The sequence below is a fragment of the Allopusillimonas ginsengisoli genome (assembly GCF_004153455.1).
Lineage (GTDB): Bacteria > Pseudomonadota > Gammaproteobacteria > Burkholderiales > Burkholderiaceae_B > Allopusillimonas > Allopusillimonas ginsengisoli.
Map to the genome: position 1 here is coordinate 216014 of NZ_SDQE01000001.1, position 26901 is coordinate 242914.

Below are 26901 nucleotides of genomic sequence, written 5' to 3' on the forward strand. Positions count from 1 at the left end.
GGCCTACTCCAGACGCTCGAATCGTTCGCCCAGCAAACCACGCGGACGTACAATGAGGATAATCAGCATCAGCAGGTACAACGATGCTTCTGACGCAGGCGGATAAAAATAAGAGGTCAAGCCCCGTATCACGCCCACCAGCACGGCCGCCAGCACCACCCCCCAGAAACTGCCAAGACCGCCAATAACCACCACTACGAAGGCCGCCGTCAGGATTTCCTGCCCCATGGCGGGTTGCACGCCGGTAATGGGCGCCAGCAAAACACCTGACAGCCCCGCCAGCCCTATGCCCAAGCCGCATACCGCAGTCATCACGGGATTGAGCGAAATACCCAGTGCCCGCACCATGTCCGGATCATTGATCCCCGCCTTGACGATCTTGCCAAAGGCGGTTTTGTTCAGCAACACCCAGGTACCGGCCACGGCAAGCAGCGCCACCGCGAGCATGCCGATGCGGTAAACGGGATAAAAGAAGTTCCCCACAATCACCATGCCGTGCGCGAAAGCGGGTACCGAAAAAGGCAGAGGCGACGAGCCGAAAACCATGCGCAGCACCTGCTCTATCACCATGGATAGCGCAAAGGTGAACAAAAGGCTCAGTGTTGGGTCAGCCCGGTAAAACCGCCGAAAGAATAGGCGCTCGATAACCATTCCGACGATCGCAACCAGTATCGGCGACGCCACGAAGGCGAAGCCGTATCCGATGCGATCACTGAGAAAAACAATGAGATAGGCACCAATGGCGTAAAAGGCACCATGGGCCAGATTGACGATGCCGCCGAGGCTGAAAATAATGGAAAGGCCAAGCGCAATCAATAGATAATAGGATCCCAGCAGCAGCCCATTCACAACCTGCTGGACAATAAAAATCAATTCTGTCGCCAAAGCCACATCTCCAGGCGTAGGAGCAGGACGGCATCGCGCCCCGCCAAGCGGCGCCTTATATCAGCGCCTGCGCTCACGCGATCATGCAAAAGTGCACATGTTTTCTTGCTGGGTGGGAGCCAGAACCTCCAGGCTTTCTGATGCAGCCGGGACCGGATCACTGGTCTGCATGAAATCGAACTGGTCCGCGCTCTTCATGTCCTGAACGGGCTGCACGGTATACATTTCGTACAGCAACTGATGGTCCCATGGCCTGAAATAGCCTTCGCGCCCGCGCAATACCTCAAATTTCTTCCCGCCCTCGAAATAGGCAATCAACTTGTCGGTATCGTCCGTTTTTGCTTCATTCATCGCCAGGGCCAACATCTTGATCGCCAGATAATCATTGACTGCCTGATTTTCCGGCAACTTGCCAAAGCGCTTTTGAAAACGGGCAACAAAATCCTGAGCGGAAGCCGCCTGCACCTGATGTGTCCAGATGATCGGCCAAGTACCGCTGAAACCATTCTTGCCCGCGCCCCAAATACTGGTCATATTCATGTCCGCGCCGGCAAACGGAATATCGATGCCAAACTCGTTGTACTGCTTGGTGAAATTGGTGGTCTGATTGCCCGCCAGATTGCTCATGACCAGATCTGGCGCTTGCTGACGTACTTTCAGCAAGGACGCGCTGAACTCAGTCGCATCAGTGGGCAACATATCGTTGGACACAAAGATCGCGCCATTCTCATCCATGAAATGCTTGGTCCGCTTGAATAAATCGTGGCCAAACGCGTAATCGGCTGTAAAGGCCATCCACTTCTTGTCCTTTACCATGCCATCGCGCAACAGTGCTTGCCCGATGGTGCGCACATACATGGTGTTGCATGCCTCCAGATGAAACATGTAGCGGCTGCAGTTGGCGCCCCGCAATTCATCCGAGTTGCAACCGGTCTGCATGAACAATTTTCGGGCACGCTGCGCCACCTGAGAAATGGCCAGCCCCGAAGCAGAACTGATTTCGCCCACCAGACTGTGCACGCCGTCGCGTTCCACCATACGCTGGGCTTTCGTCGAAGCCGTTTGTGGATTGACGCTGTCTTCGGACAGCAGTTCGAACTTGCGTCCAAGCGCGCCACCCGCCGCGTTCACCTCCTCCACCGCCAGCGTTGCACCCAGCACGGCATATTCACCCATGGGCCCCAGAAAGCCTGTTCTGGGTGTCAAATGGCCAATACGTATCGCATCGGATTGCGCGCGCACAAAAGCAGGCATCGCCAATCCCACCGCCACCGCCGCCGAACTCTGCAACAACCGGCGCCGCCCCGGCATGAGTGAGGCGTTTTTCTTTTCAGTCATCCTTGTCTCCTGATTTACACTGCATTGCACATGAAATCGGCTCCTGAAACGCTATACTAGAACAACTGAGATCACAGATCACAGATAGTAATTACCCTTAAATATCCAACATGAATGGCTTATTGAATCCGACGCCGCGTCGCGAAACGCTAGGCGCAAATATCCTGGCGCAGATCAAGGAGTTATTGCTGACGGGCCAGCTCATGCCTGGCGAGCAATTGTCCCTGCGATCCACTGCCGAGGCGCTTGGCGTGAGCGTGATGCCCGTGCGCGAGGCTGTCTATCAGCTTGTCGCCGATCAGGCGCTGGAAGTCGCCCCCAACCGGTCCGTGCGCGTACCCATGCTCTCCGCGGCGCAGTTTCACGAAATCACGCAGATTCGGCTGCAGATAGAGGGTTACGCGGTGGAACAGGCAACGGGGCGGATGACGGCGGCGTTGTTGGATACCCTGCGCGCCACCAACGCCAGGCTTGCTCAGGAAATGGACGCCCCGGAGAACAATATGGCCGATGTCGTGCAACTGAACAAGGCATTGCACTTTTCCTTGTACGCGGCGGCCGGCATGCCCATGCTGGACAAGATTATTGAGAGTCTGTGGCTTAGAATAGGGCCCATCCTGAACTACGATCTGCGCGCAGGTTCGGAGCGCATCAAAGAAAAAACAGCCGTCAGGCACCATGCGAACATGCTCGATGCACTCGAAGCAGGAGACGCCCCCAGCGCCCGGAGCGCCTTATGCAATGATATCGAAAGCGCCTACGCCCACATCCTTGCCAAACACTATTCAGAGCCATGACAGCTGACCATCACTTGCCCTTCATTCGCAGCCTGCCCAAGGCCGAACTGCATCTGCATATCGAAGGCACGCTTGAGCCGGAGCTCATGTTCGAGCTGGCGCGCCGCAATGGCATTGCGCTGCCCTATTGCTCCGTGGAGGCGCTGCGTGCCGCCTACCGCTTTGACGATCTGCAGTCCTTTCTGGATCTGTACTATGCGGGTGCCAGCGTTCTGCTCACCGAAAGCGATTTCTACGATATGACGATGGCGTATATGCGACGCGCGCACGAAGACGGGGTCGTCCATACCGAGATCATGTTTGATCCTCAAACGCACACGGCGCGCGGGGTGGGCATGGCCACTGTTTTTGCGGGAATTGCCCGAGCCTTGCGCGAGGCCAGGGAAGAACTGGGCATTACCAGTTATTTGTTGCTGAGTTTTTTGCGGCATCTGTCCGAAGAAGACGCGCAGCACACGCTGACGCAGGCGTTGCCCCTGCGGGAGCACTATGCAGACTTGTGGGTAGGCATTGGGCTTGATTCTGCCGAGCGCGGAAACCCGCCAGAAAAATTCGCCCGTGTTTATGCCCGTGCATGCGAACTCGGACTGCGCCTGGTCGCCCATGCCGGTGAAGAAGGCCCCGCCGATTATGTGCGCAACGCGCTGGACGTGCTCAAGGCGGAACGCATTGACCATGGCGTCAACAGCGAGCAGGATCCGGCCCTTATGCAGCGCCTGATAGACGAGCAGGTGCCTCTTACGGTCTGCCCGCTGTCCAACCTGAAGCTTTGTGTCGTGCCAACGTTGAATGAACACAATCTGGCGCGCATGTTGCGCCAAGGCGTGCTGGTTACGGTAAATTCGGACGACCCGGCCTATTTTGGCGGCTATATTGCGCAGAACTATGCTGCCTGTGCCCAGGCGCTCGAGCTTGAACGGGAAGAATTGATGCAGTTGGCGCGAAACAGCATCGTGGCCTCATTTTTACCGGATGCGGACAAACATCGCTGGCTGACTCGACTGGACGAGATCACCGTCTGAGTGTTGCAGAATATAAAAAAAGCCGAATCCGCATAATGCAGGATTCGGCTTTCAGGCATATTGCCTCAGGCTTTTGATAACAAGGGTGCAACCACCGCCGCGTTAGCAGCGATTAGTGGTTCCCCAGCAACAAATTAAAGCGCCTGGATGGACTTGGCTTGAGGACCCTTTTGGCCTTCGGCCGACACGAAGGAAACGCGCTGGTTTTCTTCGAGCGACTTGAAGCCCGTGCCCATGATGTCGCTGTGGTGGGCGAACAAATCTTTGCCGCCGTTATCCGGCTTGATAAAGCCGTAGCCCTTTTCGTTGTTGAACCATTTGACGATACCGGTTTCTGTCTGCATTTTTGCAATCCTTGAAATTAGACGGACGACATGCCCGCCTGGAACAGACTGTCAAGGTAGAGATTGATGCAAAAAAGCACACAAGAGCCAAAAACCCCCGGTACTGGATTGAACTAATCAACGAACCTGAAAATCTAGCGGAATATGGTATAGAGAAAAATATTGGACGTCAATACCGCTGTTAGGGGTTCATAAATTGTCCGATTTCGGCGTCAGAGAAGGGATCAGCCCCCCAAGCCGGGGCAGGCACAGCAAGCGGCGCGAGCGCACGATGGGCAACGGCGACAGCAGGTCGCGTCAGCCGTCCAACGGACGGCTCGGGCCGGGTGTTCAGGCAATCCGGGCGGGCCCTAGCCCCAGTATCCGCGCCCAGAGATTCTGATATTCCTTGCCACCCGCAAGATTGGCGCATAGCTGTACAACGGGCTCGAGTTTTTGCCGCGTTTGGGGCTGATCACTGAAACCTGTGGCAAAGTGTCTTCGAAACAGGGTGCCGCAGAACAGCGCTTCCAGATATGCCTCCATACTTACTGCCAGCGGGCCGGCAAAACATTGGTCGCCATCGGTAATCTCAGCAGAACAGTCGCCAAAGGCTTCAATGCGCCCCGACAGCACTCGCACGACTGCGCTTCTTGGCCCGCGTCACACTCTTACGCTGCCGATCGCGCAGCAAGCTCCGCCCAACATAGCACCAGAACGCGCGCGCGTGAGATCATATAGATATGAAACAGATCGATGTCGAACCGGTGCCCCCCAAAACCGTCACAGCCTCATCCTGCTCAGCCCGGAACCCCAGGCGTGCGCCCCAAAAACACAGAAGCACAACGGACTTGTCCTCGCATGCGCCACCTGATGTTGCCTCCCTGCATCCCCTACCCCGCAGCTTCTATGATCGCAATACTATTGAGGTCGCACACGCGTTGCTGGGCAAGCTGTTGGTCCATCGCGTACCGGAAGAAACCCGCATTGGACGCATCGTCGAAGTCGAAGCCTACCTGGGGCCAACAGATCTCGCCGCTCATACGTCCAAAGGGCTCACACCACGTACCCGCGCCATGTTCGGCCCTCCGGGCCATACCTATGTTTACCTGATCTACGGCATGCATCACTGCATGAATGTCGTCACAGAGCCGGAGGGCATAGGCACCGCAGTACTGTTGCGCGCCCTGGAACCCATCGCGGGCATCGGCTCTACCACCCGGGGGCCTGGCAGACTGTGCAAGGCCATGGGCATAAATCTGCAGCATTATGGTGCCGATCTATGCGATTCGACACTGTTCATTGCTCAATCCCCTGCCACCGATCAGCCCTTCGATATCGTGGCGCGCCCGAGGATTGGTGTAGACTATGCCGGTGAATGGGCGGACAAACTGCTGCGTTTTTATATTGCGGGAAATCCGTTCATCTCAAAAAGATAAAGGCGGCAAGACACGACAAAAAAAACGTGTTATAGTTACGCCTCTTTTGCAGCGGCTGTAGCTCAGTTGGATAGAGTACTTGGCTACGAACCAAGGGGTCGTGGGTTCGAATCCTGCCAGCCGCGCCAGTATTATCAAGGGTCTACAGATTTTCGTCTGTAGACCCTTTCTGGTTTTTAAGGCTTTAGGTCCACTACTCAAAAATGTACGGCTCTTCTCCATTTTTGAGATGTAAGTTTCTCAGACGGTATCGCGGGAAACTCACTATCAAAGATAGGCAGTCGGATGCTCAACATTTCACGCTCTGAGTTCGCTGATTACCTTCAGCGGCCCAGAAGTAACCGTTCACTGGAGAACGAGGCTCTGGCTGACTAAGTCAGGGCTATTTTTCTTGAGCACCATAGCCGTTATAGCTGCAAACGGATCCAGACGGCATTAGAACAACGTCACGTGATCAGGATGCAATAATGGCTCACCCCTAGGCTTCGCTACCTTCCTGCATCGGGCATCTTGTTGCCCAGTTGCCCCACAGCATCAAAGACGGACATCCCCCCGCTTGCGGGAATGAGGATGTCCGTCTTTGCTTTTTTATATCTGCAGTTTTATGGGGGATTACCCTTCCTCCTGCTCGCCGCCTGCTGGTCAGCGTTCGGCGTAGCGCTGCTCCAACTCGTCGTACAGCGGTTTGTTGACCAGCCGCTGACGTTCGTTAAACGGCGCCAGTAGTGCGGGGTCTTCATCCAGCTTGCCTTCCCGTTTGAGCGTGGACAGGGCCTTCTGCATGCCCAGCACGGCACCCTGCAGCGCCGCGTTGGCATAGAGCACAAGGCTGTAGCCCATATCGCCCAGCTCCTGCGCCGTCATGGCGGGCGTCTTGCCGCCTACCACGATGTTGATCAACAGAGGCTCCTTGAGCAATTCCGGGATCCGGCGAATCTCCTCAACAGAAGTCATTGCTTCGACGAAAAGGATGTCGGCACCTGCTTCGGCAAACTTCTGCGCCCGCTCGATCGCGCCTTCAAAACCCTCCACTGCCCGCGCATCTGTGCGCGCGATGATCTGGAAATTGGGGTCTTCCCGCGCATCAGTGGCCGCGCGGATCTTGTCCAGCATTTGCGGCAATGGCGCCACTGCCTTGCCCGCGAAGTGGCCACATCTCTTCGGGAACATCTGATCTTCAATCTGGACGGCGTCTGCGCCTGCGCGCTCAAGTGCGCGCACAGTATGCCAAGCATTGACCGCATTGCCGAAGCCGGTGTCAATATCGACAATCAGTGGTAGATCTTCCACCGCCTCACGGATACGCATTGTAGCGTCAGCAACGTCGCGCAGGCCGATGATGCCCAGATCGGGCGCACCATAATGCATATTGGTCAGCCCGGCACCCGTTAGGTAAACGGCCTCGAACCCCTGGTCCGCTACAACCCTGGCGCTCATCGCGTTAAAAGCGCCGGCCACGATCAAGCCATTACGGCGCGCTACCTTCTCACGCAGAATTAGCTTTGTCGATTTTCCCATCAAAAACTCCTGTATTGAATACCGCCAGATGACTAAGGAATCAATTACCCGCCTTGACGCCGGCATCTTCAATCAACTTGCTCCAGCGCTCACCTTCCGCCTTCATGAATGCATCGAACGCAACAGGGGATTCCTGCGTAAAGGGGCCAATGCCTAGCTTTTCAAGTTTATCCTGGGTTTCAGGACTGTTCATTACCTTGAGTAGCGCCTGATGCAACTTCTCTCGTATGTCCATGGGCATCCCTTTGGGTCCCATTATGGCAAACCAGTTAAACGCGATGACCGAGGGCAAGCCGCTTTCGACTGTGGTTGGCACGTCGGGCATGGCCGGAGAACGCTTGGTGTCAGTAACAGCGATGGGGCGCAGCCGACCGCTCACCACAAGCTTTTGCAAAGCTGGCAAATCGACAATGATGCCACTAACGTGTCCGCCAACTGCATCGGTCATGCCTGGGCTGGCTCCTTTATAGGGAATGTGAACGATCCGGCCCTTCGATTCCTTCTTTAAAAGCTCGATCGCCAGATGCGGCAAACCGCCAGCGCCCGCTGAAGCAAGCGTTACGTCTTGCTTCTTCGAAAGCGCCACCAATTCAGCAAGATTCTTTGCGGGTACGTCAGGATTTATTGCCAATAGTTCGGGAGTGGAGGCAACCGTCGTAATGCCGGTCAGATCGACGAAGGGATCATACGGCAAGTTTGGGTATGCATAGTAGCTGAGTAGCAAGGGGCTCACGCTACCTAAGGTGATGGTGTATCCATCCGGCTTGGATCGCGCAACATACTCGGTACCTATCGTGGCATTGGCGCCCGGCTTGTTCTCCACCACCACCGGAACACCCAGGATTTTCTCAAGTTCGGGCGCAATGATGCGCGCCACGATGTCATTTGAGCCGCCCGGCGGAAAACCGACCACCATGGCAATGGGCCTGGAAGGATAGGTATCCGCTGCCGCGATGGCGGGGATTGCAGTGACCGCCAGCGTGCAGGCAAGCAGTGTCTTGAACATATTGCGACGTGAGGTCTTCGGGGTGTGGATTTTCATAGCTTTTTTGTCTGATCTCCTGTCAGCTTGTAAAAATCTTCCTGCACAAGCTGCCTTTGATCATCCTCCATTAATGTTGTGATTGATCTTCAAATACACCGACACTTCAGCTTCCTTTCCCTGTCATGCTCTCGAAAACAAGGCTGATCGCTGGCGCATACATGTCTCCGTAGCCAGCGTTAATGGCCTTGTCGAAACTGGCCACCAAATTCTTTGCACCCGTCGCATCGACGCCGACCTGCTCCGCAAGACCTACCGCATAAAGCAGGTCCTTACGTGCATAGGTGACCGGAAAAGCCTTTTCCGGAAACTGCTGCGGCAAGATCGCCTTGAACCCCTGATTACGCAATGCAAAACTGTCTGCCGAACCCGTGGCAAAGGCAGTGAAAAGCTTCTCGGGGTCCATACCGATGCGGACGGCAACTGCCCGCGCCTCAGCCAAGGCCAGCACGGTTTCGTAAACCACCATATTGTTCAGGATCTTCACGACCTGGCCACAACCGACGGGGCCGGCATGCATGACGTCTGTGGCGAAACACCTGATCAATGGCTCAATCAAGGTAAATGTCCGGTCGTCGGCACCCACGGGAACTGCGAGGGTCCCCGCCTGGGCGGCTGCGCGCGTTCTCATGACTGGCGCATCAGAGAACTGCACGCCGATGTCATTGAGGCTCGTTGCCAGGCGAATGGCGGTTGCATGCGGGGATGTGCTCAGATCGACTAGCGTCTGTCCCGCCCGCAACTTCCGCAACAGTCCGTCCTCACCGAAAACGACGCGCTCGACGACCTCTCCTGAAGGCAAAGACATGAAAATGATTTGAGCGTCGCTGGCGATCTCCGCCATGCTCGCCGACTGCACGCTTACTTGCTCGAGCCTGCGCAAAGGCTCACTATCTCGATCACAGGCAATAACCGTCGCGCCGCTTTTTTCCGCTAAATGGCGGCATATGGGCTCGCCCATCACGCCGACGCCGATAAACCCCAACTTCTGACTCATGAGTCTCCTCCCCACACAAATCCGCTTCTGTTCATTTGGAAAGCATGGCTGCAACCGAACCGCCGTCCACAGGAAGGATCGCTCCCGTCATATAGCGGGAATCATCGCCCAGCAAGAAGCGGATCACTGCCGTGACATCAGCTGGCTGAGCCACCCGCCCCAATGGCGACACACCAGACACTTGATAACCACTGGTGGCGGCATCGGCCACCAATTTCTGAACCAGTGGCGTATCCACTGTTGCCGGTGCCACAGCGTTCACGAGAATCGACTCATTCGCCAGTTCGACGGCCAGCACCCGCGTGATGTACGTCAGTGCGACTTTGGATGCGGCATAGGCGCCCCCGCCGGTCTTGGGCCGCAGCGCGGCCGCAGAAGCCACAAAGACCATACGCGCCGGCGCCTCCTGCGTGGCTGCTACCTTGAGCAGGGGATAGGCCGCCCTGGCGGTCAACCAGCATCCTTTGGTGTTGATATCGAACAAGCTGTCGTAATCAGCCTCTGAAAGATCCATCAAGGCGCCGGTCCGGAATACGCCTGCAGAGCACACAAGCGCATCCAGCCTGTTCGTAGCGGCTTTTATCTGTTCAAAAGCCTCTTTTACGGAGGCGCTGCTTGAGGCATCACAAGCGATGGGAATAAATTTCCCCGGAACATCCCTCGTACTTTGCTCTGCCCTCTTCAGTTGCTCTATGTCTCTGTCCAGGCCGAAGACGGTATAAGCTCGCCCAAGCAGATCCCGACGGCAATCCGCGCCTATGCCCGAAGCAGCACCTGTAACGACTGCATACTTGCTCATTTCACTCATCCCTTGATGTTTTCCTCACTTTCTCAGAGCCTTCCGGATTCTGTCCCGCGAGATGGCAAGTAAGGCGACGGCGTCCTTTCCTCCGTACCCTTCCGCCAGCGCTTGGCTGAATATTCCCCGGACCAGCGTGGCTGCCGGAGCGGGTATACCCATATCCTGCGCCATCGCCAGACCCAGCCCCAGGTCCTTCTCTGCTAACGACAATTTAAAACGCGCCTCAAAATCGCCTTTGAGTGCTGGCGGAAACCGTTTCGTGAATGTCATTGATCGGCCGCCGCTTTCAGACAAAACGTCGAACAAGACCGCCGTATCCACGCCGCAGGCCTCACCCAAGGCAAAAGCCTCGCAGGCGACCGCCAGATTGCCCATTGCCATGGTGTTATTGATGATTTTGACAACTTTAGCCGTTCCGACATCGCCCGTATGGCGAATCGTCGAACCCAAGGCATTCAACAGTGGAAGCGTCTGCTCAATAACACCGGCTTCACCACCTACGATCAAGACCAGCTTTCCCGCACGAGCCTCTACCGGCCCCCCGCTGACCGGGCAATCCAGAACCTTCAACCCCCGTTCATATGCATGGGCTGCGGCCCTCCGCATCACTGACGGCTCTATTGTGCTCAGATCAATGAGTGTCGTCCCTTGATCCGCCAGCTCGACCAGCCCTCCCCTGCCTAGCCAGCACTCTTTGACCAGGAGGCCATTCGGCAGGCTACTGAGAATACAGAGCCGGCCCTTGAGCGCATCGGCCAGACTTGCGCCAACTGGCACGCCTTGAAAAGCAAGCTGTTCACGCACAGCGGGATCAATGTCCCAACCGATGACATCGAATTCACTTTCATTCAGGCGTAGCGCCATGGCTGAACCCATCTGGCCCAGGCCTATCACCGCCACCGACGGCTTCTGTGTCATGTCTTATTTCTTCCTTATCACTAAACAGGCGCATCAGCCTTGGGGGGGTATTCCAGCCTTGCGGATATCATCGCCCCAGGTCTTGATCTCCCGCTCAAGGAACTTCCCGAACTCTACGGGTGTGGACGTCTTGACCTGCAATCCATGTGTCGCATATTTCTCTTGCAGGCTCTTACTGGAAAGCGCTGCGTTGAGCGACTGCGAAATGCGATCCACAACCGGTTTTGGTATGCCGGCTGGACCGCCCATGCCAAACCAGACGGCAAGCTCATAACCGGGCGCGCCAGATTCATTGATAGAAGGGATATCAGGAACCAATGAGAAACGCTTCGGTGTCGTGACCCCCAGGGCCTTCAGTTTCCCGCCCTGGATCTGGGGAATGGCCAGCGACAGGTCTACAAACATGAAATCAACCTGCCTGGACATGACATCCACCAGAGCCTGGGGCGACCCCTTGTAAGCAACAGGTACCGGCTTGATTCCTCCCATATCCACCAGTTTTGCAGCCGCGATCTGCGCGCTGCCCGAACCGTAGCCATAGGTGAGCTTGCCCGGCTCCTTGCGCCCAAGTTCAAACAACTCTTTGACATTGTTCGGCCCGAACTGGGGCGCGGACACAAGTACAATGGGCGAATCGGCAATCATGCCAATGGGCGTCAGATCGCGGATGGGGTCGTAGGGGAGGTTCTTGAATAAAGTAACGTTGCTGGCTCCGGTGGTTACACCCAGCATGACCAGGGTATAGCCGTCGGGGGCCGAACTCACCGCCGCCTTGACACCAATGATGCCCTGTGCCCCAGGCTTGTTGTCGATGACGATAGGCTGGCGCAGATCCTTGGACATCTCCTCCGCCAGTTCCCTCGCCACAGTATCAGTGCCGCTGCCTGGGGGGAAAGGCACTATGATTTTCAAAGCACGATCCGGAAAATCAGCGTGGGCGATCAAGGGCATTCCCAGTGCCAAACAGAAGGCCAGAATTATCTTCTTCATGTCTCTTCTCCTCATACTCTATGGATGATGCCCGCTCGGACGCGGGCGCTTACTTCGTTATCGGTGGTATGTCCAGCCTGGCTACAATTCCAGCCAGATCCTGTCGCAAGGGTGGATACTTCTCCATCACCAGCGGATCATGGCCTGGGATGATGTGATCTGTCGTTTGGGCCAGAGCCTCAAGACGTGCATAGCCTTGGAACATATCTCCGATATGGAACACCAGCGAAAAACTGCGCCGCGTCTGAATGTGCTCATAGAAATGACTCGCGTCGGACGCCAGTACCACCCACCCGCGCGCCGTACGTACCCGCACCACCTGCATCCCCGCGGTGTGGCCGCCCACGCGGTGCACACTTATGCCATCAGCGATCTCACCGTCGCCATCGTGAAACACAATCCGGTTCTTATATGCCAGCCGAATGAGGCCTGCCACATGGTCGGGCTCGTATGCCCGACTATGTATAGCGCAGGCCATATGCCGACCGGTCGCGTAGTCCAGTTCCGCATCCTGCAGGTGAAAACGCGCATTGGGCCAAGCATCAAATGTACCAACGTGGTCGTTATGCATATGAGTGATCACTATGTTGTTCACGTCGGCCGCCTGGATGCCGATCAATTCCAGCGCCTGGACAGGCGTCCGCAATAAGCTGCGATGACGTTTGTCTGCCATGTCCTGGAAAAACCCCGTATCCACCAGAATCAGGCGATCCCGGTTGCGGATGACCCAGACGTAGTAATCCAGCGGCATAGGGCCGTCGTGCGGATCCCCGCCCACAAAATTCGCGGAACGTTGCGCGGAGCGTGTCGCATATTTAAGCGCGTACACTTCATACATGGACGTTTGTTCTACGGTCTGGGCCATCGCTATCTCAGGCCTTTTCTGGAGACAGCAAACGCATCAGTTGGCTGATATCCTTGCACTGCTCGATGCCCAAGATCATCTCAGCTGCCTCAGCCGAACGAGAAGCGCCAATCACCGGGATGGTCAGGCTGTCGAACTTGGCCCGCAGCTCTGCGTCGGACATGGAATTCTGGACTGACCCCTTCGGGTAATCAATCTGTGATACATACTTGGCGCCATCGTCCATCTCGATTGTCAGCCTGCATGACACGCCGCGCGGCAGCGTATCGTCCAAGCTGATCTTGAGCATTTTCGAGAGCTTGAGCAGCATGGGCTCTTTCAAGCGTGCGTTGTTGTACTGCGGGAAAAGCGCCTGACCGTCGGTGAAGGCAACCGCTACGGAGTACGGCAGGCTCATCTGCGCCTCATGATAGGTTTGCGGCTCTGCATTCTGGTGATACAAGGCCCAATCAGGGTGACGGGCCATAGTCATGCACTTGATCCGGTTCAGATCAGGTGCATGTTCCTTGCGGATCTCAAGCGCACAATCGATGGCATTGTGGATGGGGCGCGCGCAAGAGTATGGTTTGAATTCGATGTCCAGTTGATAAGGCGTGTCCAGATCAAGCGTCAACTGCGCGGGGTCATTACTGTCGGTGAAGGCTTTCAACCAGCCGCGCTCCCCTTCAAAAATCGTCGCAGCGCCCGTAAAACCAAGGTTGGCCATGGCCGCTGCGGTTACCCCACTGCGCGAGGCTGGACCCGGATTGAATCGCTTCTGCATGGACGGCCCATACATTTCCATCAGTCCGCCGGACTGGGCACCTGCCAGGCCAAGCGAAGAAACTATCTGCTCTTCACTGTTGTTCAGCAGAATGCCTGATGCAACAGTGGCGCCGAATATGCCGCACGTGGGCGTCGTATGGTAGGCGCGATTGCGCAGCGAATTGTTGGCCGCCTTGCTCAGCCGCTCCATCATCTCGCACCCCGCCGCCAACGCTGCGACCAGCGCGCGACCATCCCTACCCTTTTGCTCGGCGGTCGCCAGCGCCGCGGAATAAACGGGCGGACTGAAGTGAAACAGCGCCAGCACATCGATATCGTCCAGCTCGACGCTGTGAGAAGAAATTGCATTGGCCAGTGCTGCCTGCATGGCTGGCACGCGCCGCCCGTCGCCCAGCAGGGTGGCCTGCTCGTGGCCGCCCACGGAAACAGCGAATTCACGCGCGATCTTGCCGCTACCGGTCTGGCTGCCAGCCACACCCACGCCCAGGTAATCCAGCAATAAACGCTTGACCGCAGTGCGGGTGGCTGGCGCGACCTCATCGTAATTGAAACGTACAAAATGAGAAGCGAGTTGTTCAGCTATGGTTTTTGTCATGGTAGTTCGGTGAAATGCCATAAAAAAGATTCAGGCGCGAGGTGCGCTCAAGATGGAAACCAGTTCCTCCAGGTTGGAAAGCGTGTCCAGACGCTTGCAGAGTTCGACCAAGAGCTCTATCTTTTGGGGCGGCAGGCAAGAACGGACCACATTGCGGAATTTGTATTCCACATCGTCCGCCGAGATCGGATTTTCGGGGCTTCCGCGCCTGTTCAGGATGCGATGCGTGAATTCTCGACCATCGCGAGTCTTCACCGTTACCGTGGCGGCATGACGAAACGGAGGGCCCATGGCCTCGATCTCCGCATCTTCATATGCCTTCGTGCGCTTTATCAGGTCGAGCAAGGCAGGGTCGGCCAAACGCTTTTCGTCGTACTGATCCACGAAGGCCTCGCCATCGTGCGCGATTACCGCCAGGCCGTAGTACAGATTCATCTGCGCGGCAGTAACGCCCTGTGCCTTATACTCCCACGCGCAGTGCACATAGGTCATATGGCTGACACCTACCCTGATTAAAGCGATGTCATCCGCTTTCAGCGCCTGGGCCCGCATAATGTGCTTCAGCGCATCCAGTGCGGAATGTATGCTGGTGACGCTGGCGTGCGGCTTGTAGCCCACCTTGGCTGTTTCCCAAGTTGTACTCAAGCCATCTGTCAGGCGCGCAGCATTGGGTTTGTCTGAATAAGCGGTAAGATAACCGCCGTAACGCGCCTCCAGCACATCGGGAATGCCTGTGAAATCACGCTTGGCAAGCTCTGCAGAGTACACGCCGCTTTGCGCCGCGCGGCCGGCGTGAAAGCGCTTGACCATGGCGCCTTCCTGCGCCGCCATCAGGCCACCAGCCTGCGATCCGGCAATGCCCAAGGCGTGTTGCATACGGTCCGCATCAAGACCCAGGGCCTTGCCGGCCGACGCCACCGCTACGAAGGTGCCGGAGGTCCCCTGCGGGTGAAAGCCCCGGTAGAATAGACTCATTGTGGCGGCATTACCTACACGCGTCCCGACCTCGTAGCCTGCCACCAGCGAAGCAATCAGATCCTGGCCAGTCCAGTTGGCATCGTGCTCAGCGTAGGCCAGCGCCACCGGAACGGCGATCGAGCCGGCATGCACAATGGATTCCTTGTGAATATCATCCAGCTCGAACGCATGCCCGGCTGTGCTATTGACCAGCACTGCGTTGGCAATGGAGGTCTTCTTACCGCTGCCCCACAAACCCGCCATAGGCGCGGCCTGCTCGGCCTCGACCATGTCCTGCAAGCGCTGTGTCCACGGCAAGGTGGCTCCGTACAGGCAGCAGCCAATGCTGTCCAGCAGGCTTGTCTTCATACGCTCTACAACCTCCGCGGGAATATCTTCATAGCGAAGCTCAGCTGCGAAGCACGCTAGGTCCCGGGTGGCGTTTTCCAGAAGCGGTGATTGTGAGCTGGTCATGGGAGTGTCTCTGCAAACTTGAAATGTGCCGAAGGGGCACAGTGATTAATAGTTGGGATCTTCATCCAGACGAACTGCAATCCCGTCGAGCTGGGCCGACGCCGCCGGATACCGTTGCATCACCAGCGGATCATGTCCCGGTATGATGTGCTTCGGGCTGTCGGCCAGCATCTGGAGCTTGCTGTATCCATCTATCAACTCGCCCACATGAAATACAGTGGTGAAGGCACGCTTTTTTTCGAAATGCTCGTAGTAATGGCTGCTGTCCGACGCCAGCACGACCCAGCCACGCTTTGTATGGACGCGTACGCACTGCAGGCCATGCGTATGGCCTCCGATGCGATGAATGCTCAAGCCCGGGGCCAGCTCGGCGCAGCCCTTGTGGAATTTCACCCGATCCTTGTAGATCAGCCGCACCATGCCTATCACCTCTTCGACTTCATAGCCATGATTGAACTGGCGATGACACATGTGGCGGCCCGTGGCATAGGACATTTCGTCATCCTGCAAATGGAAGCGTGCGAGCCCAAAGCTGTCGAATGTGCCAACGTGGTCGTAATGCAGATGGGTAATGATGACATCCTCGACCGTGGTCACATCCACACCAAGCAGCTTGAGCCCCTCCGATGGATGACGCAGAAGCGTGCGGCCGCGCTTTCTGGCCACTTCGGCGCCAAACCCGGTGTCAACCACAATGTCCTTGTCCTTCCCACGCACGAGCCACACGTAGTAATCCATGGGCATGGGCGCATCATGCGGGTCACCACCTATGAAGTGGTTGGCGCGCCTGGCGTCTCGCATGGCGTAGCGAATGGCGTAGACCTCATAGTCAGGCAATGTCATAGCGTTCATCTGTCTCTTTATCAGGGGTAACTGGCTCGCAGTAGTTCATTCAGTTCGATTACATCGGGCAGCGACGCCAGGGACATCGCCTGATCCTTGATCTCAGCGGCGTTTGTGCCGTACAGACGGCCTGCGGTCAGGTCGAATTTGTGCTCTATATCGGCCTGCCTGAATGGTTGCTCAGGCTCACCCAAGGCTCGCTCAATGTAATGCTCCATTTCCCGCCCATCGGTTGCGCGCACGCGGATTACGGCACCCCGCCGATCGGGATATCCTTCATCCAGGCCAGGGTTCGCACCCACCTGAATGCGAGACATCAATGCACGCACTCTGGGATCGGCCAACACTGCGTCGGTGTAACGTTCTGGCATTGCATCGCCCATCAGCAACTTGACGGCTATGGAAAATGCGATGGAGAACTTCGCCTGATCCGCATTGACTGGCTCCGCCACCGCAGCAGCCAACGTCACTGTGTCTACCTGCACATCCATACACTCGATGTCAGCCGGAAGTACACCATGCTTGCGCATTAAGGTTGCCGCGGCGTCAACCGGTGCGTGATTGCCGCGGCAACCACCGTGCATCTTCAGGTAGGTTTTTGCGATACTCCACTGTTGCCCTAGTTCGCCAGCAACAACATCTGCCTGGGCATGTTCAGAAAATGCCTTGAAGAAGCCGCGCTCAATAATCCCCAGCGAACCCACCGCGCCCTGGGCAGCGTAAAGGGCTGACAACAGCCCCCCTTCGCTGCTGCGGCCTACCTGCAAGGGCTGGCTTCCCGCATTTTTCAGCGCCTCCTTCAGCCCCGCGCCATGGCTGCATGCGATAGCAATAGCATGCGCGGCCTGCTCTGCGGTGAGGTGCAGAAGTACCGCTGCCGCGGCAGCCGTGGCAGGCGCGGCCAGGATCGCCGTACTTTGAAAGCCGCGCTGCACTGTGGATGGATAGATGGCGCGACCCAGGCGCAGGAATACCTCGTAGCCCACAGCAATGGCCCTGACCAGATCTGCTCCGCGCGCCTTGCGTACGTAAGCCAGGGCAAACGCCGCCGGGATCAATGCCGACGACGGATGGCCGCCGGTATAGCGGCAACCATCCTCGAAATATGTGGAATGAGATACTGCGCTGTTGATGATGGCTGCATCGCGCAGGCTGCGGCGAACGCCAGCCCCCCATATGGAGACCGGGCCGTCGCCTGGGAGCAAGGCCAGCAAGCCTCGCTCTGTGGATTGCAGCACGCCGCTAGCGGCGGCCGCCAGTGTATCCAGCATCCGCAAAGACGCAGCCTGCTTTACCTCCATTGGCAAACACTCCGCCCGTACACCCACTGCAAAGCGGCCCAGGACGACTGCCAGAGATGGCTCACCGGTTTCGATGAGCGGCGTCTGGATCGCGCTCATCGTCAATCCATTCTCAGGTTCAAGTCGTTGATGACATCGCGCCACTTGATCACATCAGCGCTTACCCTGGCGGATGCCGACTCAGGGCTGTCACCGACGACTTCGGCACCCTGATCCGCATAGAGCTTCTTGATATCCGGCGAATTCAAGGCTCTGACCACATCGGCATTAATCTTGTCTACGATGGCCTCGGAGGTGCCCGCCGGCGTGAACAAGCCATACCATGTATCTGCCTCGTAACCCTTGAATCCACTTTCTTCGAGCGTGGGCAGATCAGCCACCGAGGAAGGACGTTTTGCGCTGGTTGTGGCCAGGCCGCGCAATTGGCCCGACTTCATATGTGGCAGTGCTACTGGGGCGTTTACCATCATTGCCTGTACTCTACCTGCGATCAGATCTGTGACTGCGGGGCCAGCGCCCTTGTAAGGAACATGCGTCATCTTGACATCGGCCATCCGCTGCAAGATCTCCATTGCCAGATGCGGCGGCGCGCCGTTTCCAGACGAAGCGAAGTTCAATTTACCGGGGTTGGCCCGCGCATAGTCTACGAGTTCCGCGACTGTTTTCACGGGAAAGGATGCAGGTACCGCGAGAATGTTTGGCGTGCTGACCAGCATGGTGATCGCAGTGAAATCACGCACCGTGTCGTAACCGGCGGACTTGTACAGAGCCTGGTTGGCCGCCAGCGTAATGACGGGCGTGAAGAGCAGTGTGTAGCCATCTGGCGCGGACCGCGCCGTCGCCGCCGCGCCTATGTTGCCGCCCGCACCGCTGCGGTTCTCGACCACTACTGGCTGACCCCAGTACTCGCCCAGTCGCTGCGCCAGCGGGCGGGACAGAATGTCGGTACCGCCGCCAGGCGGAAATGGCACAATCAGCTTTACCGGGTGGTCGGGAAATGACGCTGCAGACTCGGCGGCCGCCACTGCCCCGGTGCCCAGGCAAAGCAAGGCAGTGGCAAGCAGGGCTTGGGCCTTACTCGAGAACCGGTTGGATATCTTGATTTGGGATATACGCACAGCTTTTGTCTCCAGATTCGCAACACAAATCACAGCGCCTCTTCTTGCAGGCATTGATTGATACTGATAGTCTAATTACGCTATAAAAGTGGATCAATGAGCAAGAATTCAAAATACTGCTGAATTAATTTCACTAAAAACTCACAGCAAGACGGGAGATGAGGTGTGGAGAATCTCAATTCGCTGCGCGTATTTGTTCGCGTGGCAGAAACGCGTAGCTTTACTCAGGCGGCCAAGCGTCTGGGGCTCACCTCGTCAGCTGTCAGCAAGGCCATAACACGCCTTGAGCAGGAGCTGGGCGTACGACTGCTGCACCGGACAACACGATCGGTGGGCCTGACAAACGACGGCGCCAGCTTCTTCGAACATTGCTTGCAAATCCTCTCGCAGATAGAGGATGCCGAGAATCTGCTTGGTACGGCGACCTCCAGCCTGCACGGCCGGCTCCATGTGCACCTGCCCGTGGGCTTCGGGCGGCGAGTCATCATGCCGATGCTGCCGCGTTTTTTGAAGCAGCATCCAAACCTCGTACTGGATGCCGAATTGAGCGACCGCACCGTAGATTTAGCCTATGAGGGCATAGATGCCGCCGTGCAGATCGGGGAACCCGCTGACGCCAGGCTAATCGCCCGCAAGCTGTGCAATCTGCGTTTCATGGCCTGCGCATCACCACATTACTTGGCCACGCACGGCGAACCGCTCACGCCTGAAGAGCTGGATGGTCACCATTGCATGGCTTATGTGTTGATGCACACTGGCCGCTACCGTGAATGGCCTTTCAGCAAGAACGGTGTTCCCTGCCCCAAGACGGTATCTGGCCAGCTCAATGTCAATAACGCGGAATCATTACTGGAGGCGGCCTCGTCCGGGTTGGGAATTGCCATGATCAGCAACTTCACTGCGGCCGATGCTATACGCAATGGGCGCCTGCGCCCCATCCTGACCGATTATGTTGGAGAAGGCCCGCCTGTATATGCAGTGTATCTGCCTAGCCGAAATCTTTCACCGAAGGTACGGGCGTTCGTCAACTTTCTCGTACAAGAGATTTCCGGCAACCCCGACTGGGACAAAATCATACCGTAGCGACTGCGTCACACACTTTTGCTTGCGCAAGCAGATTGGCCAAAGGTTCTGCCGAACCGGAGCGAAACAGGCCACGCGCAGCATTTAGTATGCTGCCAGCCGATTCGCCTCCCACGGCGGCGGACGCGAGAGACATAAACTTGCTGTCGATCTCGCTGGCGGACATCGGGTTCTCCGGCATCCCTCGCGAATAATCGACTTTCTTGCTCAGCGTCTTCCCATGCCTTGTGTGCAATGTGACCTTGCCCCCGTAAATTTCAGGATAAGCACGGTCAATCTCCGGATCAATCTCAATTTCAATACGTCGAGACAATGCCACAACCTGGGGCTCGACAATGCGCTGCGGCGTAAACTGTTCCAGATACGCCTGTCCATCGAACATTGCGACGGCAATGTTGTATCGCAGGCTCATCTGGGCATTCAACACTGAGTCCGCGCAATATTCAAATCCCGTCTGTGTATTGACCACGCTGGCGACACCAGCAATCACACGCTCGACGTCGGAGGGCCTCAGATCATTCTCACGCATCAGATCCAGCACGGCATCGACACAGGCGTGGTTGCTGCCGCAGCATGCGTAGGGTTTGAAACAGGTTTCGTCGGCATGCCAGCGCTCGCCCAATTTTTCGACCAATAGTCCCGGACGAGGGGTATCAGACATGCCAAACATCAGCCCGCCGTCCTCCGCTTCCAGGATATAGTGCGGTCCGATAAAGCCACGTTGAGCCAGCAGTGCGGCCATCAGTCCAGCCTGTGCCGAACGGCCTGGGTGAATGCGCTTGCTCATGCCACCGTCTGCCGTGAAGGCCCAAGTGCCGGCGGATTGTGTGCCAGCCAGGCCCAATGCGCTGGCTGTCGTTTCAGCATCGAGCTTCAACATGGCGCAGGCTGCAGCCGCTGCAGCGAACGTGCCTGCCGTGCCTGTCAGGTGCCAGCCACGCATGCGCGCCCGGCTCGGATTGAACGCCTGACTGACACGGTTCATGGTCTCGTAGCCGGCCGCCATGGCCGCCAGCATCAGTTCGCCGTCAATACGCTCGCGCTCGGCTAGAGCCAGAACCACAGGCACGACCAGGGCGCCCGGATGAATTTTCGCGCGGCTGTGATCGTCAAAATCAAAGCTATGGATGGCCGTGCCACCGGCCAGCACTGTATTCACAGCACTGACGCGAACGTCATTTCCCCAAAGGGCTGCCTCGGGCCGGCCCTGCTGTTCACATACGAATTCGGCCATAATACGGCCCCAAGGTGTCGTCAGCCCATATAGGCCACAGCCCAGCGCATCGACCAGGGCATCATCCAGAATCGTACGGGTCTTTCCCGAAATATCACCAGGTTTGATCCCAGCGATGAAAGCAGCCAGTTCCTGAGTCACGCCGCGATGTTCGCGCGCGAGCTTCTTCCATGCTTCCAGATCGTCCACCGTTGCAGCTCCTTTTAGGCCGAATATATGAGTGACTGCCTGGGCTTACGCCCCATCACCTGATCATAATGGTGGTGCACGAACGCGTCTATCAGCGCTGAATCAGTTCAGTTATGAAAACAAATCAGTAATTTATCGATCTTCCTGCTAGGCGAAAATAAAGACACGGTGTAAAAATCTAAGCGCTGTGGAAATGTCGTCAAGTGATATCCATCATTAACGAAATAACTATGGCACAGCCAACAGTTCATTCGAGAGCATCATGTCATTTATCCCAACCGAGATCACGTCTTTCTTCGCCATAACTCTGATCGCTCTCAGCTTCGTCACTTCAGCGTTCACCGCGTCAATGGGATTGGGCGGGGGTGTCGCGATGTTGGCAGTGCTGGGCCTGGGCTTGCCGGTGACAAGCGTGCTGCCAGTGCACGGAGTCGTGCAGATGGGCTCCAACGCAGGGAGAGTGATGATTCAACGCAGCTACATAGTCGCTCCACTGCTAGTCTGGTTCACATTGGGCAGTCTGGCTGGCATCGCGATAGGCGGTTCGCTAGTCGTCAACATCCCGGAAAAATGGGCCAAAGCCAGCTTAGCACTGTTCATCCTATGGTCGGTCTACCGCAAAAAGCCCAAGACCGACATCCAGCAGCACGGAAAGATCTATTTCGTAGTGGGCGGCGCAGTATCAAGCTTCTTCACCATGCTGGTCGGCTCCACCGGCCCGTTGGTCGCCGCGCTACTAGCCAGTACAGGTCTGATCAGGCAACCGCTGGTAGCCACGCACGCAGTCTGTATGGTGATTCAACATGGCCTGAAGATTCTCGTCTTCGGTATGCTGGGCTTTGCCTATGCGGAGTGGGCGCCGCTGCTGGCGGCGATGATCGCCAGCGGCTTGGCCGGAACCTGGGTCGGCACACGCACTCTGGATAATCTGCCCGAGAAAACGTTCAGGCTGGGCTTCAAGATTGTCATGACCATCGTCAGTCTGCACATGCTTTGGCAGATTTTATAAGCGTCACGCATTGCCGGACAGTAACCAGGCAGGAATTTGCGGCCTTGTTTCAGGAGCAATCCTCCGATGCAATATCGCTATCTTGATTCTCATCACGTTTAAGCTCAATCGGACGATGCTGACATTTGCACAGCACAATACCGTCGCTCGGTTCCATCGAATGTATGCCTACATATCATTTTAAAGACACAAAACTGAGATTGCTCGGTGGGATAAATTCTTCGGACAATCAGCACGAAATGCTATACGGTGTTAATCGTGTGCTTACGAAGATTCCGAGCCTGGTAGTAGGTTTTCGGCGTCCGCAGTCATACGTTTCCTGCGGAGTTGCCGCCGTTGCCGTGAATTCGTCGCCTTGCCGTGCTGAACCGCAGGCCGGGGCTGATGAACGGGACCGTGGAATATATGGAGGGGTCCCGCCTAGTGGGGAGGAAGCCGTTTATGCCGAGAAAGCCAGGGCAGCGGCAACGGATGGCGGTACAGTCGGCGTTTTGGGCGGCGAGCTCACGGCAATGGGAACGACGACCCAGTATGCCCTGATTGCGAATACTGGCCCGCGCAGCGGGCGCCACCATCGTCCAGTGGGCGATCTAACTGGAAGTTGTTTTTGATTGCTAGCGGCTGCTAATACGCAATACGCTAGCGTCACCGCACCTACACACCTCGACTAGCATCCTGAACGGACCAATTGAACAACCAGCGCCATTCTCTATCCGACCTTCCAAACCGGCCAGCTACTCGAGCAGTGCCTCGCGCTGTTGATCCATGGGGGCCTCTTCTCTCTTTTTTTTCATAGGCTTAAGAGGGGCGTGGTTAAGTAGCTGATGATGCCAGTTATACAACGTCTCGCGCGTCACACCGGCAGCGCTCCCCACCACCTTCGCTGAGCTCGTGCGTGTGCTCAGCGCCACGACTGCCTGCTGTTTCTTGGCGCTGGAACGACCAACGTTGGGAGAACTGCTGCCGACAATCGTCTTATCAAGTTCGGGATGCAATTCGCGACTACTCCCACAGTAAACCACGGTTTTGTCCGCACCTCCGGTGGATCAGTATTACACCAGCGCTAACAGCCATCAACGTGCTGATCGCCTGAGTAATCAGTGGTGTGTGTGCTCCTTCGTATAAACGCGGTTACTGCGGCGAAATGACTCGACTAAGCGGTCGCATTGGCTGCCCGGTAGTCGAGCCGAAACTCTCGACCAGCTCGGGCACACGCTGAGTGACGTATGCGATGCCCTGCGGAACCACCATCCCAAATCCGCCGTTTAGCCACCCCTTACAACAACTGTGCTTCGGCCGCTGCAAAGATAAAAATGGAATGCATAGGCACCTGCACCAATCGCTCACGCACGATAGACTGATCACCTTTAATGATATGACTGGCAATGTTCGTATCAAGCAGGTACGTTTTTATAGTCGGATTTAACTCTCGCCATCTGATCTGGAAAACTGGTCGTTCGATGATTCCAATTGATTGTGGCCTGCTTTCGTCATAAAGTCTGCGGGTACGTCAGTGGTCTTATCAAGGGCGAAAAAGTCAGTCCAAGAATCGGGACGACGTGACAAATAACATCGCCCGTTGCAGGATCGCGTCTTACGTAGACTTCGCTTTCATCAAAACGAAAGTCTTGAGGCAGCCTGACTGCTTGGCGGCGTCCATAAAAATTTTAGCAATCTGAACCATGGTGAACTCTCGATACGGGGTATATATCAAATACCTAGCAGTTCTCATGCGCCAATCCCCGCGCTTTTGTTGACGGTTTTGCGACTAAAGAAGCGTTCATCAATGCCCAGCATCTGCGGGCAGGCCAGGCCCGAGAGTCCGGTGGCACGCAGGTGCTGTCCAATCTAGAACCTTAGCTCACAAGCCTGGCGAATAGCCAGTTGCACCGGCGATGGCGGCAGCGTCGGATCGAATTCACCCTTCGGCAACAATGGTGGTTGTGCCATGAAGCGCGGCCGTTCTCCTCGATGAGGTTGCGCGGCATGAACAAGAAACGGGTGGCAGAGATAGACGGTGCCAGCCGCTCCAGTCGCTAGCTCAACCTCGCAATCTACTGTAGAAGCGTAACCGTTGGCAGAGAGCTGCCTGAGCGTTGCACCCGCATCGCCATAGGGCAGCAACTCTCGCGCAACGATGGAATGCGAGCCTTTCCGAATCTTTGTGGGCGCATCGTCGGGGCCTACATCCGATAACAGAAAGAGCATCAGCAATGCGCGTCCACTGCTTTTCACATTGGCGCGCCATTCCATGAAATCCGGATGAGTATCACCGAAACTCATATCCACATGCCAGCCATCATCGCCAGAAGATTCAGATGACGGAAAGCGGATCGGAAAGGTTCCCAGGCCTTTGGGGGCAAGCCAGCGACCCTTCCCAGAAAGCTGATCATAAGCTCGGTGTAGTTGTGGCGTGTTGGCAGCGCTAATGAAGGGCGTTGAGTACTTCCACCCCACTCGGAGAACTGGTTGAGTCCAGTGTTGGGGCTTGTCTGGTGACAGCCCCAGATCGATCCAAAGTTCATCCCGGCATTGTTGGGCAAGGTCAGTGCTGAAGGCGCTTTCGATTCTCACGAAACCGTCGTCAATGAAGCTCTGGACTTGGCAAGACGTCAGGCTGGCTTGATCGGTTTTAGACATTACACGCCCCCCGCTCGGCCACTGTGTTGGCAGAGCCGATTTTATTTGCTTGGCGTAGACGCGTCAGCATGATTCGGGCCGTGCAGATCAGCAGGAAGAATGCAGACATGGACATCATGCTTACAGTGTATACGGCGTATGGGAAAGCGCAGCCCGTGCTTTCGCATCCAAGCGTCGGACTGCTTCAGCTTGTGCTTCATGCCGCCCGCGCACAGCGGCATGAGCTGCGGAACTGTGAGTGCAATAGGCGGAATAGGCCCTTCGCGGGTTTTTTCGATGGAGCTTGTCGATCCCAAACGCCAGCGCTCCCTGCAGCATAGCTATACACTCCGAGTACTGCCCGAAATAGCGTAAGGAACACGGTCGAATGGCAAAACTGCCCACCATTATTGAGCTCAATCAGTCACTGATAAAAGGCCAGATAACATCGGCTGAATTAACTGAGACGGCGTTGGAGCGCATCGAAGCTTCGGATAGCCAATCGGTTTTCACGAAAACCTATGCTATACAGTCACGCGCTGCGGCAAAGGCATCCGATACGTTACGTGCTGCAGGCCGGTCACGTTCCCCCATTGACGGCCTTCCTGTTTCCATCAAGGATTTGTTCGATGTCGCCGGCGAAACCACACTGGCTGGTTCAGTTGTCCTGAGAACCGCGCCAAAGGCCAAGCAGAACGCGGTTATTGTGCAGCGCCTGATCGACGCTGGCGCTGTCATAATCGGCCGCACCAACATGACTGAATTCGCGTTTTCCGGATTAGGCCTGAACCCTCATTACGGCACACCCAGCAGCCCGTGGGACCGCGCCTCGGAACGCATTCCCGGCGGATCTTCCTCCGGGGCCGGGGTCTCGGTTGCCGACGGCATGTGTGTTGCCGCGATCGGTACCGATACCGGAGGTTCCGTTCGGATCCCTTCCGCCTTTTGCGGCTTGACTGGATTCAAGCCCACCGCCAGACGAATTCCCTCGCCAGGCGCCCTTCCTTTATCTTTGAGCCTTGACTCCATTGGCCCGTTGGGCGTGTCGGTAAATTGCTGCGCGATCCTAGACGCTATTCTGGCTGGCCAGGCATATGAAGCGCCGATAGCGCCCAAGCTGTCCCGGTTACGCTTTGCTATTCCATCATCCGTCGTGCTGGACGAGGCCGACACGCATGTGCGTAAGATTTTCGAAGATACTATTGATCTGATCCGGCGCGCTGGCGCGCAAGTAGAATTGATCGATATTCCGGAATTTGAGGAATTGGCTTCTATCAACAGCAAAGGAGGCATAGTCTGTGCGGAAGCGTGGGCCTGGCATCGGGAGCTATTGATCGAGCGTGCAAACCAGTATGACCCTCGTGTTTCCTCTCGAATCTTGCGCGGGAAAGAAATCAGCGCAGCAGATTTTGATCAACTGCAGCACACACGATTGCAGTGGATTGGCGCAGTGGAACAGCGTATCAAGCACTTTGATGCCTTGCTGATGCCAACCGTACCCATCATCGCGCCGCCAATTAAAGCCCTGGCAACCAATGACACTGCTTATTTCAAAGCAAACGCATTAATTCTGCGCAACCCCACGCTGATTAATTTCCTCGACGGCTGTGCACTGTCCATTCCCTGCCATCCGTACGACAGCGCGCCGGTGGGTTTGATGGTCGCTGGATCGAAATTGCGGGATCGTCATATCCTTAATGTAGGCGCCGCACTGGAGCAATTACTATCTGAAGTGCGCACGCAATGACTATTACACCTCGCATCGACGACGCCAGCTA

25 protein-coding genes, 1 tRNA gene and 1 pseudogene are annotated in these 26901 nt (G+C 56.5%); 8 read left to right on the forward strand and 19 right to left on the reverse strand.

Features of this window, described 5'->3' with window-relative positions:
• Positions 1-3: 3 nt before the first annotated feature.
• Together ERE07_RS01110 and ERE07_RS01115 are read right to left on the reverse strand one after the other, a co-directional pair.
• Positions 4-885 (reverse strand): branched-chain amino acid ABC transporter permease, encoded by an 882-nt coding sequence (locus ERE07_RS01110; protein WP_130007038.1) that lies wholly within the window; start codon positions 883-885, stop codon positions 4-6.
• Between the two features lie 81 nt (positions 886-966).
• On the reverse strand, positions 967-2223 hold the full coding sequence (locus ERE07_RS01115) for an ABC transporter substrate-binding protein (RefSeq protein WP_130007039.1): 1257 nt from the start codon (positions 2221-2223) through the stop codon (positions 967-969).
• A 110-nt stretch (positions 2224-2333) separates the two neighbouring features.
• On the opposite strand from ERE07_RS01115, the gene ERE07_RS01120 reads away from it, so the two are divergent.
• On the forward strand, positions 2334-3020 hold the full coding sequence (locus ERE07_RS01120; protein ID WP_130007040.1) for a GntR family transcriptional regulator: 687 nt from the start codon (positions 2334-2336) through the stop codon (positions 3018-3020).
• Positions 3017-4042 carry an adenosine deaminase gene (locus ERE07_RS01125; RefSeq protein WP_130007041.1) on the forward strand — a complete coding sequence of 342 codons (1026 nt, stop codon included), beginning with the start codon at positions 3017-3019 and terminating at the stop codon, positions 4040-4042. The genes ERE07_RS01120 and ERE07_RS01125 overlap by 4 nt, the downstream gene beginning before the upstream one ends.
• Positions 4043-4176: 134 nt before the next feature.
• On the opposite strand, the gene ERE07_RS01130 is transcribed toward ERE07_RS01125, so the two are convergent.
• The gene (locus tag ERE07_RS01130) at positions 4177-4386 is read right to left on the reverse strand and encodes a cold-shock protein (protein ID WP_130007042.1); all 210 of its coding nucleotides are present in this window, start codon (positions 4384-4386) and stop codon (positions 4177-4179) included.
• Between the two features lie 330 nt (positions 4387-4716).
• A complete protein-coding gene (locus ERE07_RS01135; RefSeq protein ID WP_130007043.1) occupies positions 4717-5007 on the reverse strand; it encodes a hypothetical protein in 291 nt (96 codons plus the stop codon).
• Between the two features lie 101 nt (positions 5008-5108).
• Between ERE07_RS01135 and ERE07_RS01140 the strand changes: the two genes are divergently transcribed.
• Together ERE07_RS01140 and ERE07_RS01145 are read left to right on the forward strand one after the other, a co-directional pair.
• A complete protein-coding gene (locus ERE07_RS01140) occupies positions 5109-5804 on the forward strand; it encodes a DNA-3-methyladenine glycosylase (RefSeq protein ID WP_209021057.1) in 696 nt (231 codons plus the stop codon).
• Positions 5805-5855: 51 nt separating this feature from the next.
• Positions 5856-5932 (forward strand) — tRNA-Arg (locus tag ERE07_RS01145).
• Between the two features lie 514 nt (positions 5933-6446).
• Here ERE07_RS01145 and ERE07_RS01150 read toward each other — a convergent pair.
• The 12 genes from ERE07_RS01150 to ERE07_RS01205 form a co-directional block, all read right to left on the reverse strand.
• A complete protein-coding gene (locus ERE07_RS01150; RefSeq protein ID WP_130007044.1) occupies positions 6447-7322 on the reverse strand; it encodes an isocitrate lyase/PEP mutase family protein in 876 nt (291 codons plus the stop codon).
• 40 nt (positions 7323-7362) lie between these two features.
• Positions 7363-8364, reverse strand: coding sequence for a Bug family tripartite tricarboxylate transporter substrate binding protein (locus tag ERE07_RS01155; RefSeq protein ID WP_130007045.1), 1002 nt, complete (start codon positions 8362-8364; stop codon positions 7363-7365).
• Positions 8365-8470: 106 nt separating this feature from the next.
• Positions 8471-9376, reverse strand: a complete 906-nt coding sequence (locus ERE07_RS01160; RefSeq protein WP_130007046.1) for an NAD(P)-dependent oxidoreductase — start codon at positions 9374-9376, stop codon at positions 8471-8473.
• A gap of 16 nt (positions 9377-9392) precedes the next feature.
• On the reverse strand, positions 9393-10160 hold the full coding sequence (locus ERE07_RS01165) for an SDR family NAD(P)-dependent oxidoreductase (protein WP_167670692.1): 768 nt from the start codon (positions 10158-10160) through the stop codon (positions 9393-9395).
• Between the two features lie 24 nt (positions 10161-10184).
• A complete protein-coding gene (locus ERE07_RS01170) occupies positions 10185-11081 on the reverse strand; it encodes an NAD(P)-dependent oxidoreductase (RefSeq protein ID WP_130007048.1) in 897 nt (298 codons plus the stop codon).
• A gap of 33 nt (positions 11082-11114) precedes the next feature.
• Positions 11115-12071, reverse strand: coding sequence for a Bug family tripartite tricarboxylate transporter substrate binding protein (locus tag ERE07_RS01175; RefSeq protein WP_130007049.1), 957 nt, complete (start codon positions 12069-12071; stop codon positions 11115-11117).
• A 49-nt stretch (positions 12072-12120) separates the two neighbouring features.
• A complete protein-coding gene (locus ERE07_RS01180) occupies positions 12121-12936 on the reverse strand; it encodes an N-acyl homoserine lactonase family protein (RefSeq protein ID WP_209021058.1) in 816 nt (271 codons plus the stop codon).
• 7 nt (positions 12937-12943) lie between these two features.
• Positions 12944-14296, reverse strand: coding sequence for an MmgE/PrpD family protein (locus ERE07_RS01185; RefSeq protein ID WP_167670693.1), 1353 nt, complete (start codon positions 14294-14296; stop codon positions 12944-12946).
• Positions 14297-14326: 30 nt separating this feature from the next.
• Positions 14327-15727, reverse strand: coding sequence for an MmgE/PrpD family protein (locus tag ERE07_RS01190; protein WP_130007051.1), 1401 nt, complete (start codon positions 15725-15727; stop codon positions 14327-14329).
• A 45-nt stretch (positions 15728-15772) separates the two neighbouring features.
• A complete protein-coding gene (locus tag ERE07_RS01195) occupies positions 15773-16570 on the reverse strand; it encodes an N-acyl homoserine lactonase family protein (RefSeq protein WP_130007662.1) in 798 nt (265 codons plus the stop codon).
• 20 nt (positions 16571-16590) lie between these two features.
• A complete protein-coding gene (locus tag ERE07_RS01200; protein ID WP_130007052.1) occupies positions 16591-17970 on the reverse strand; it encodes an MmgE/PrpD family protein in 1380 nt (459 codons plus the stop codon).
• Positions 17971-17972: 2 nt separating this feature from the next.
• Positions 17973-18989 carry a Bug family tripartite tricarboxylate transporter substrate binding protein gene (locus ERE07_RS01205; protein WP_167670694.1) on the reverse strand — a complete coding sequence of 339 codons (1017 nt, stop codon included), beginning with the start codon at positions 18987-18989 and terminating at the stop codon, positions 17973-17975.
• A 165-nt stretch (positions 18990-19154) separates the two neighbouring features.
• Here ERE07_RS01205 and ERE07_RS01210 point away from each other — a divergent pair, with 165 nt between their 5' ends.
• Positions 19155-20072 carry a LysR family transcriptional regulator gene (locus tag ERE07_RS01210; RefSeq protein WP_130007054.1) on the forward strand — a complete coding sequence of 306 codons (918 nt, stop codon included), beginning with the start codon at positions 19155-19157 and terminating at the stop codon, positions 20070-20072.
• Here ERE07_RS01210 and ERE07_RS01215 read toward each other — a convergent pair.
• Positions 20062-21495 carry an MmgE/PrpD family protein gene (locus ERE07_RS01215; RefSeq protein WP_167670695.1) on the reverse strand — a complete coding sequence of 478 codons (1434 nt, stop codon included), beginning with the start codon at positions 21493-21495 and terminating at the stop codon, positions 20062-20064. The genes ERE07_RS01210 and ERE07_RS01215 overlap by 11 nt on opposite strands.
• Before the next feature lie 262 nt (positions 21496-21757).
• Between ERE07_RS01215 and ERE07_RS01220 the strand changes: the two genes are divergently transcribed.
• The gene (locus tag ERE07_RS01220; RefSeq protein ID WP_130007056.1) at positions 21758-22504 is read left to right on the forward strand and encodes a sulfite exporter TauE/SafE family protein; all 747 of its coding nucleotides are present in this window, start codon (positions 21758-21760) and stop codon (positions 22502-22504) included.
• 734 nt (positions 22505-23238) lie between these two features.
• On the opposite strand, the gene ERE07_RS01225 is transcribed toward ERE07_RS01220, so the two are convergent.
• Together ERE07_RS01225 and ERE07_RS01235 are read right to left on the reverse strand one after the other, a co-directional pair.
• Positions 23239-23499 (reverse strand): hypothetical protein, encoded by a 261-nt coding sequence (locus tag ERE07_RS01225; protein WP_130007057.1) that lies wholly within the window; start codon positions 23497-23499, stop codon positions 23239-23241.
• 853 nt (positions 23500-24352) lie between these two features.
• Complete coding sequence (locus ERE07_RS01235) at positions 24353-25144, reverse strand: phytanoyl-CoA dioxygenase family protein (protein ID WP_130007058.1); 792 nt, start codon at positions 25142-25144, stop codon at positions 24353-24355.
• Positions 25145-25348: 204 nt separating this feature from the next.
• On the opposite strand from ERE07_RS01235, the pseudogene ERE07_RS21905 reads away from it, so the two are divergent.
• Positions 25349-25498: pseudogene (locus tag ERE07_RS21905) on the forward strand (DUF2848 family protein); the annotation flags it as partial.
• A 13-nt stretch (positions 25499-25511) separates the two neighbouring features.
• Positions 25512-26870: an amidase gene (locus tag ERE07_RS01245; RefSeq protein ID WP_130007060.1), complete on the forward strand. Its 1359-nt coding sequence runs from the start codon at positions 25512-25514 to the stop codon at positions 26868-26870.
• Positions 26871-26901 lie beyond the last annotated feature (31 nt).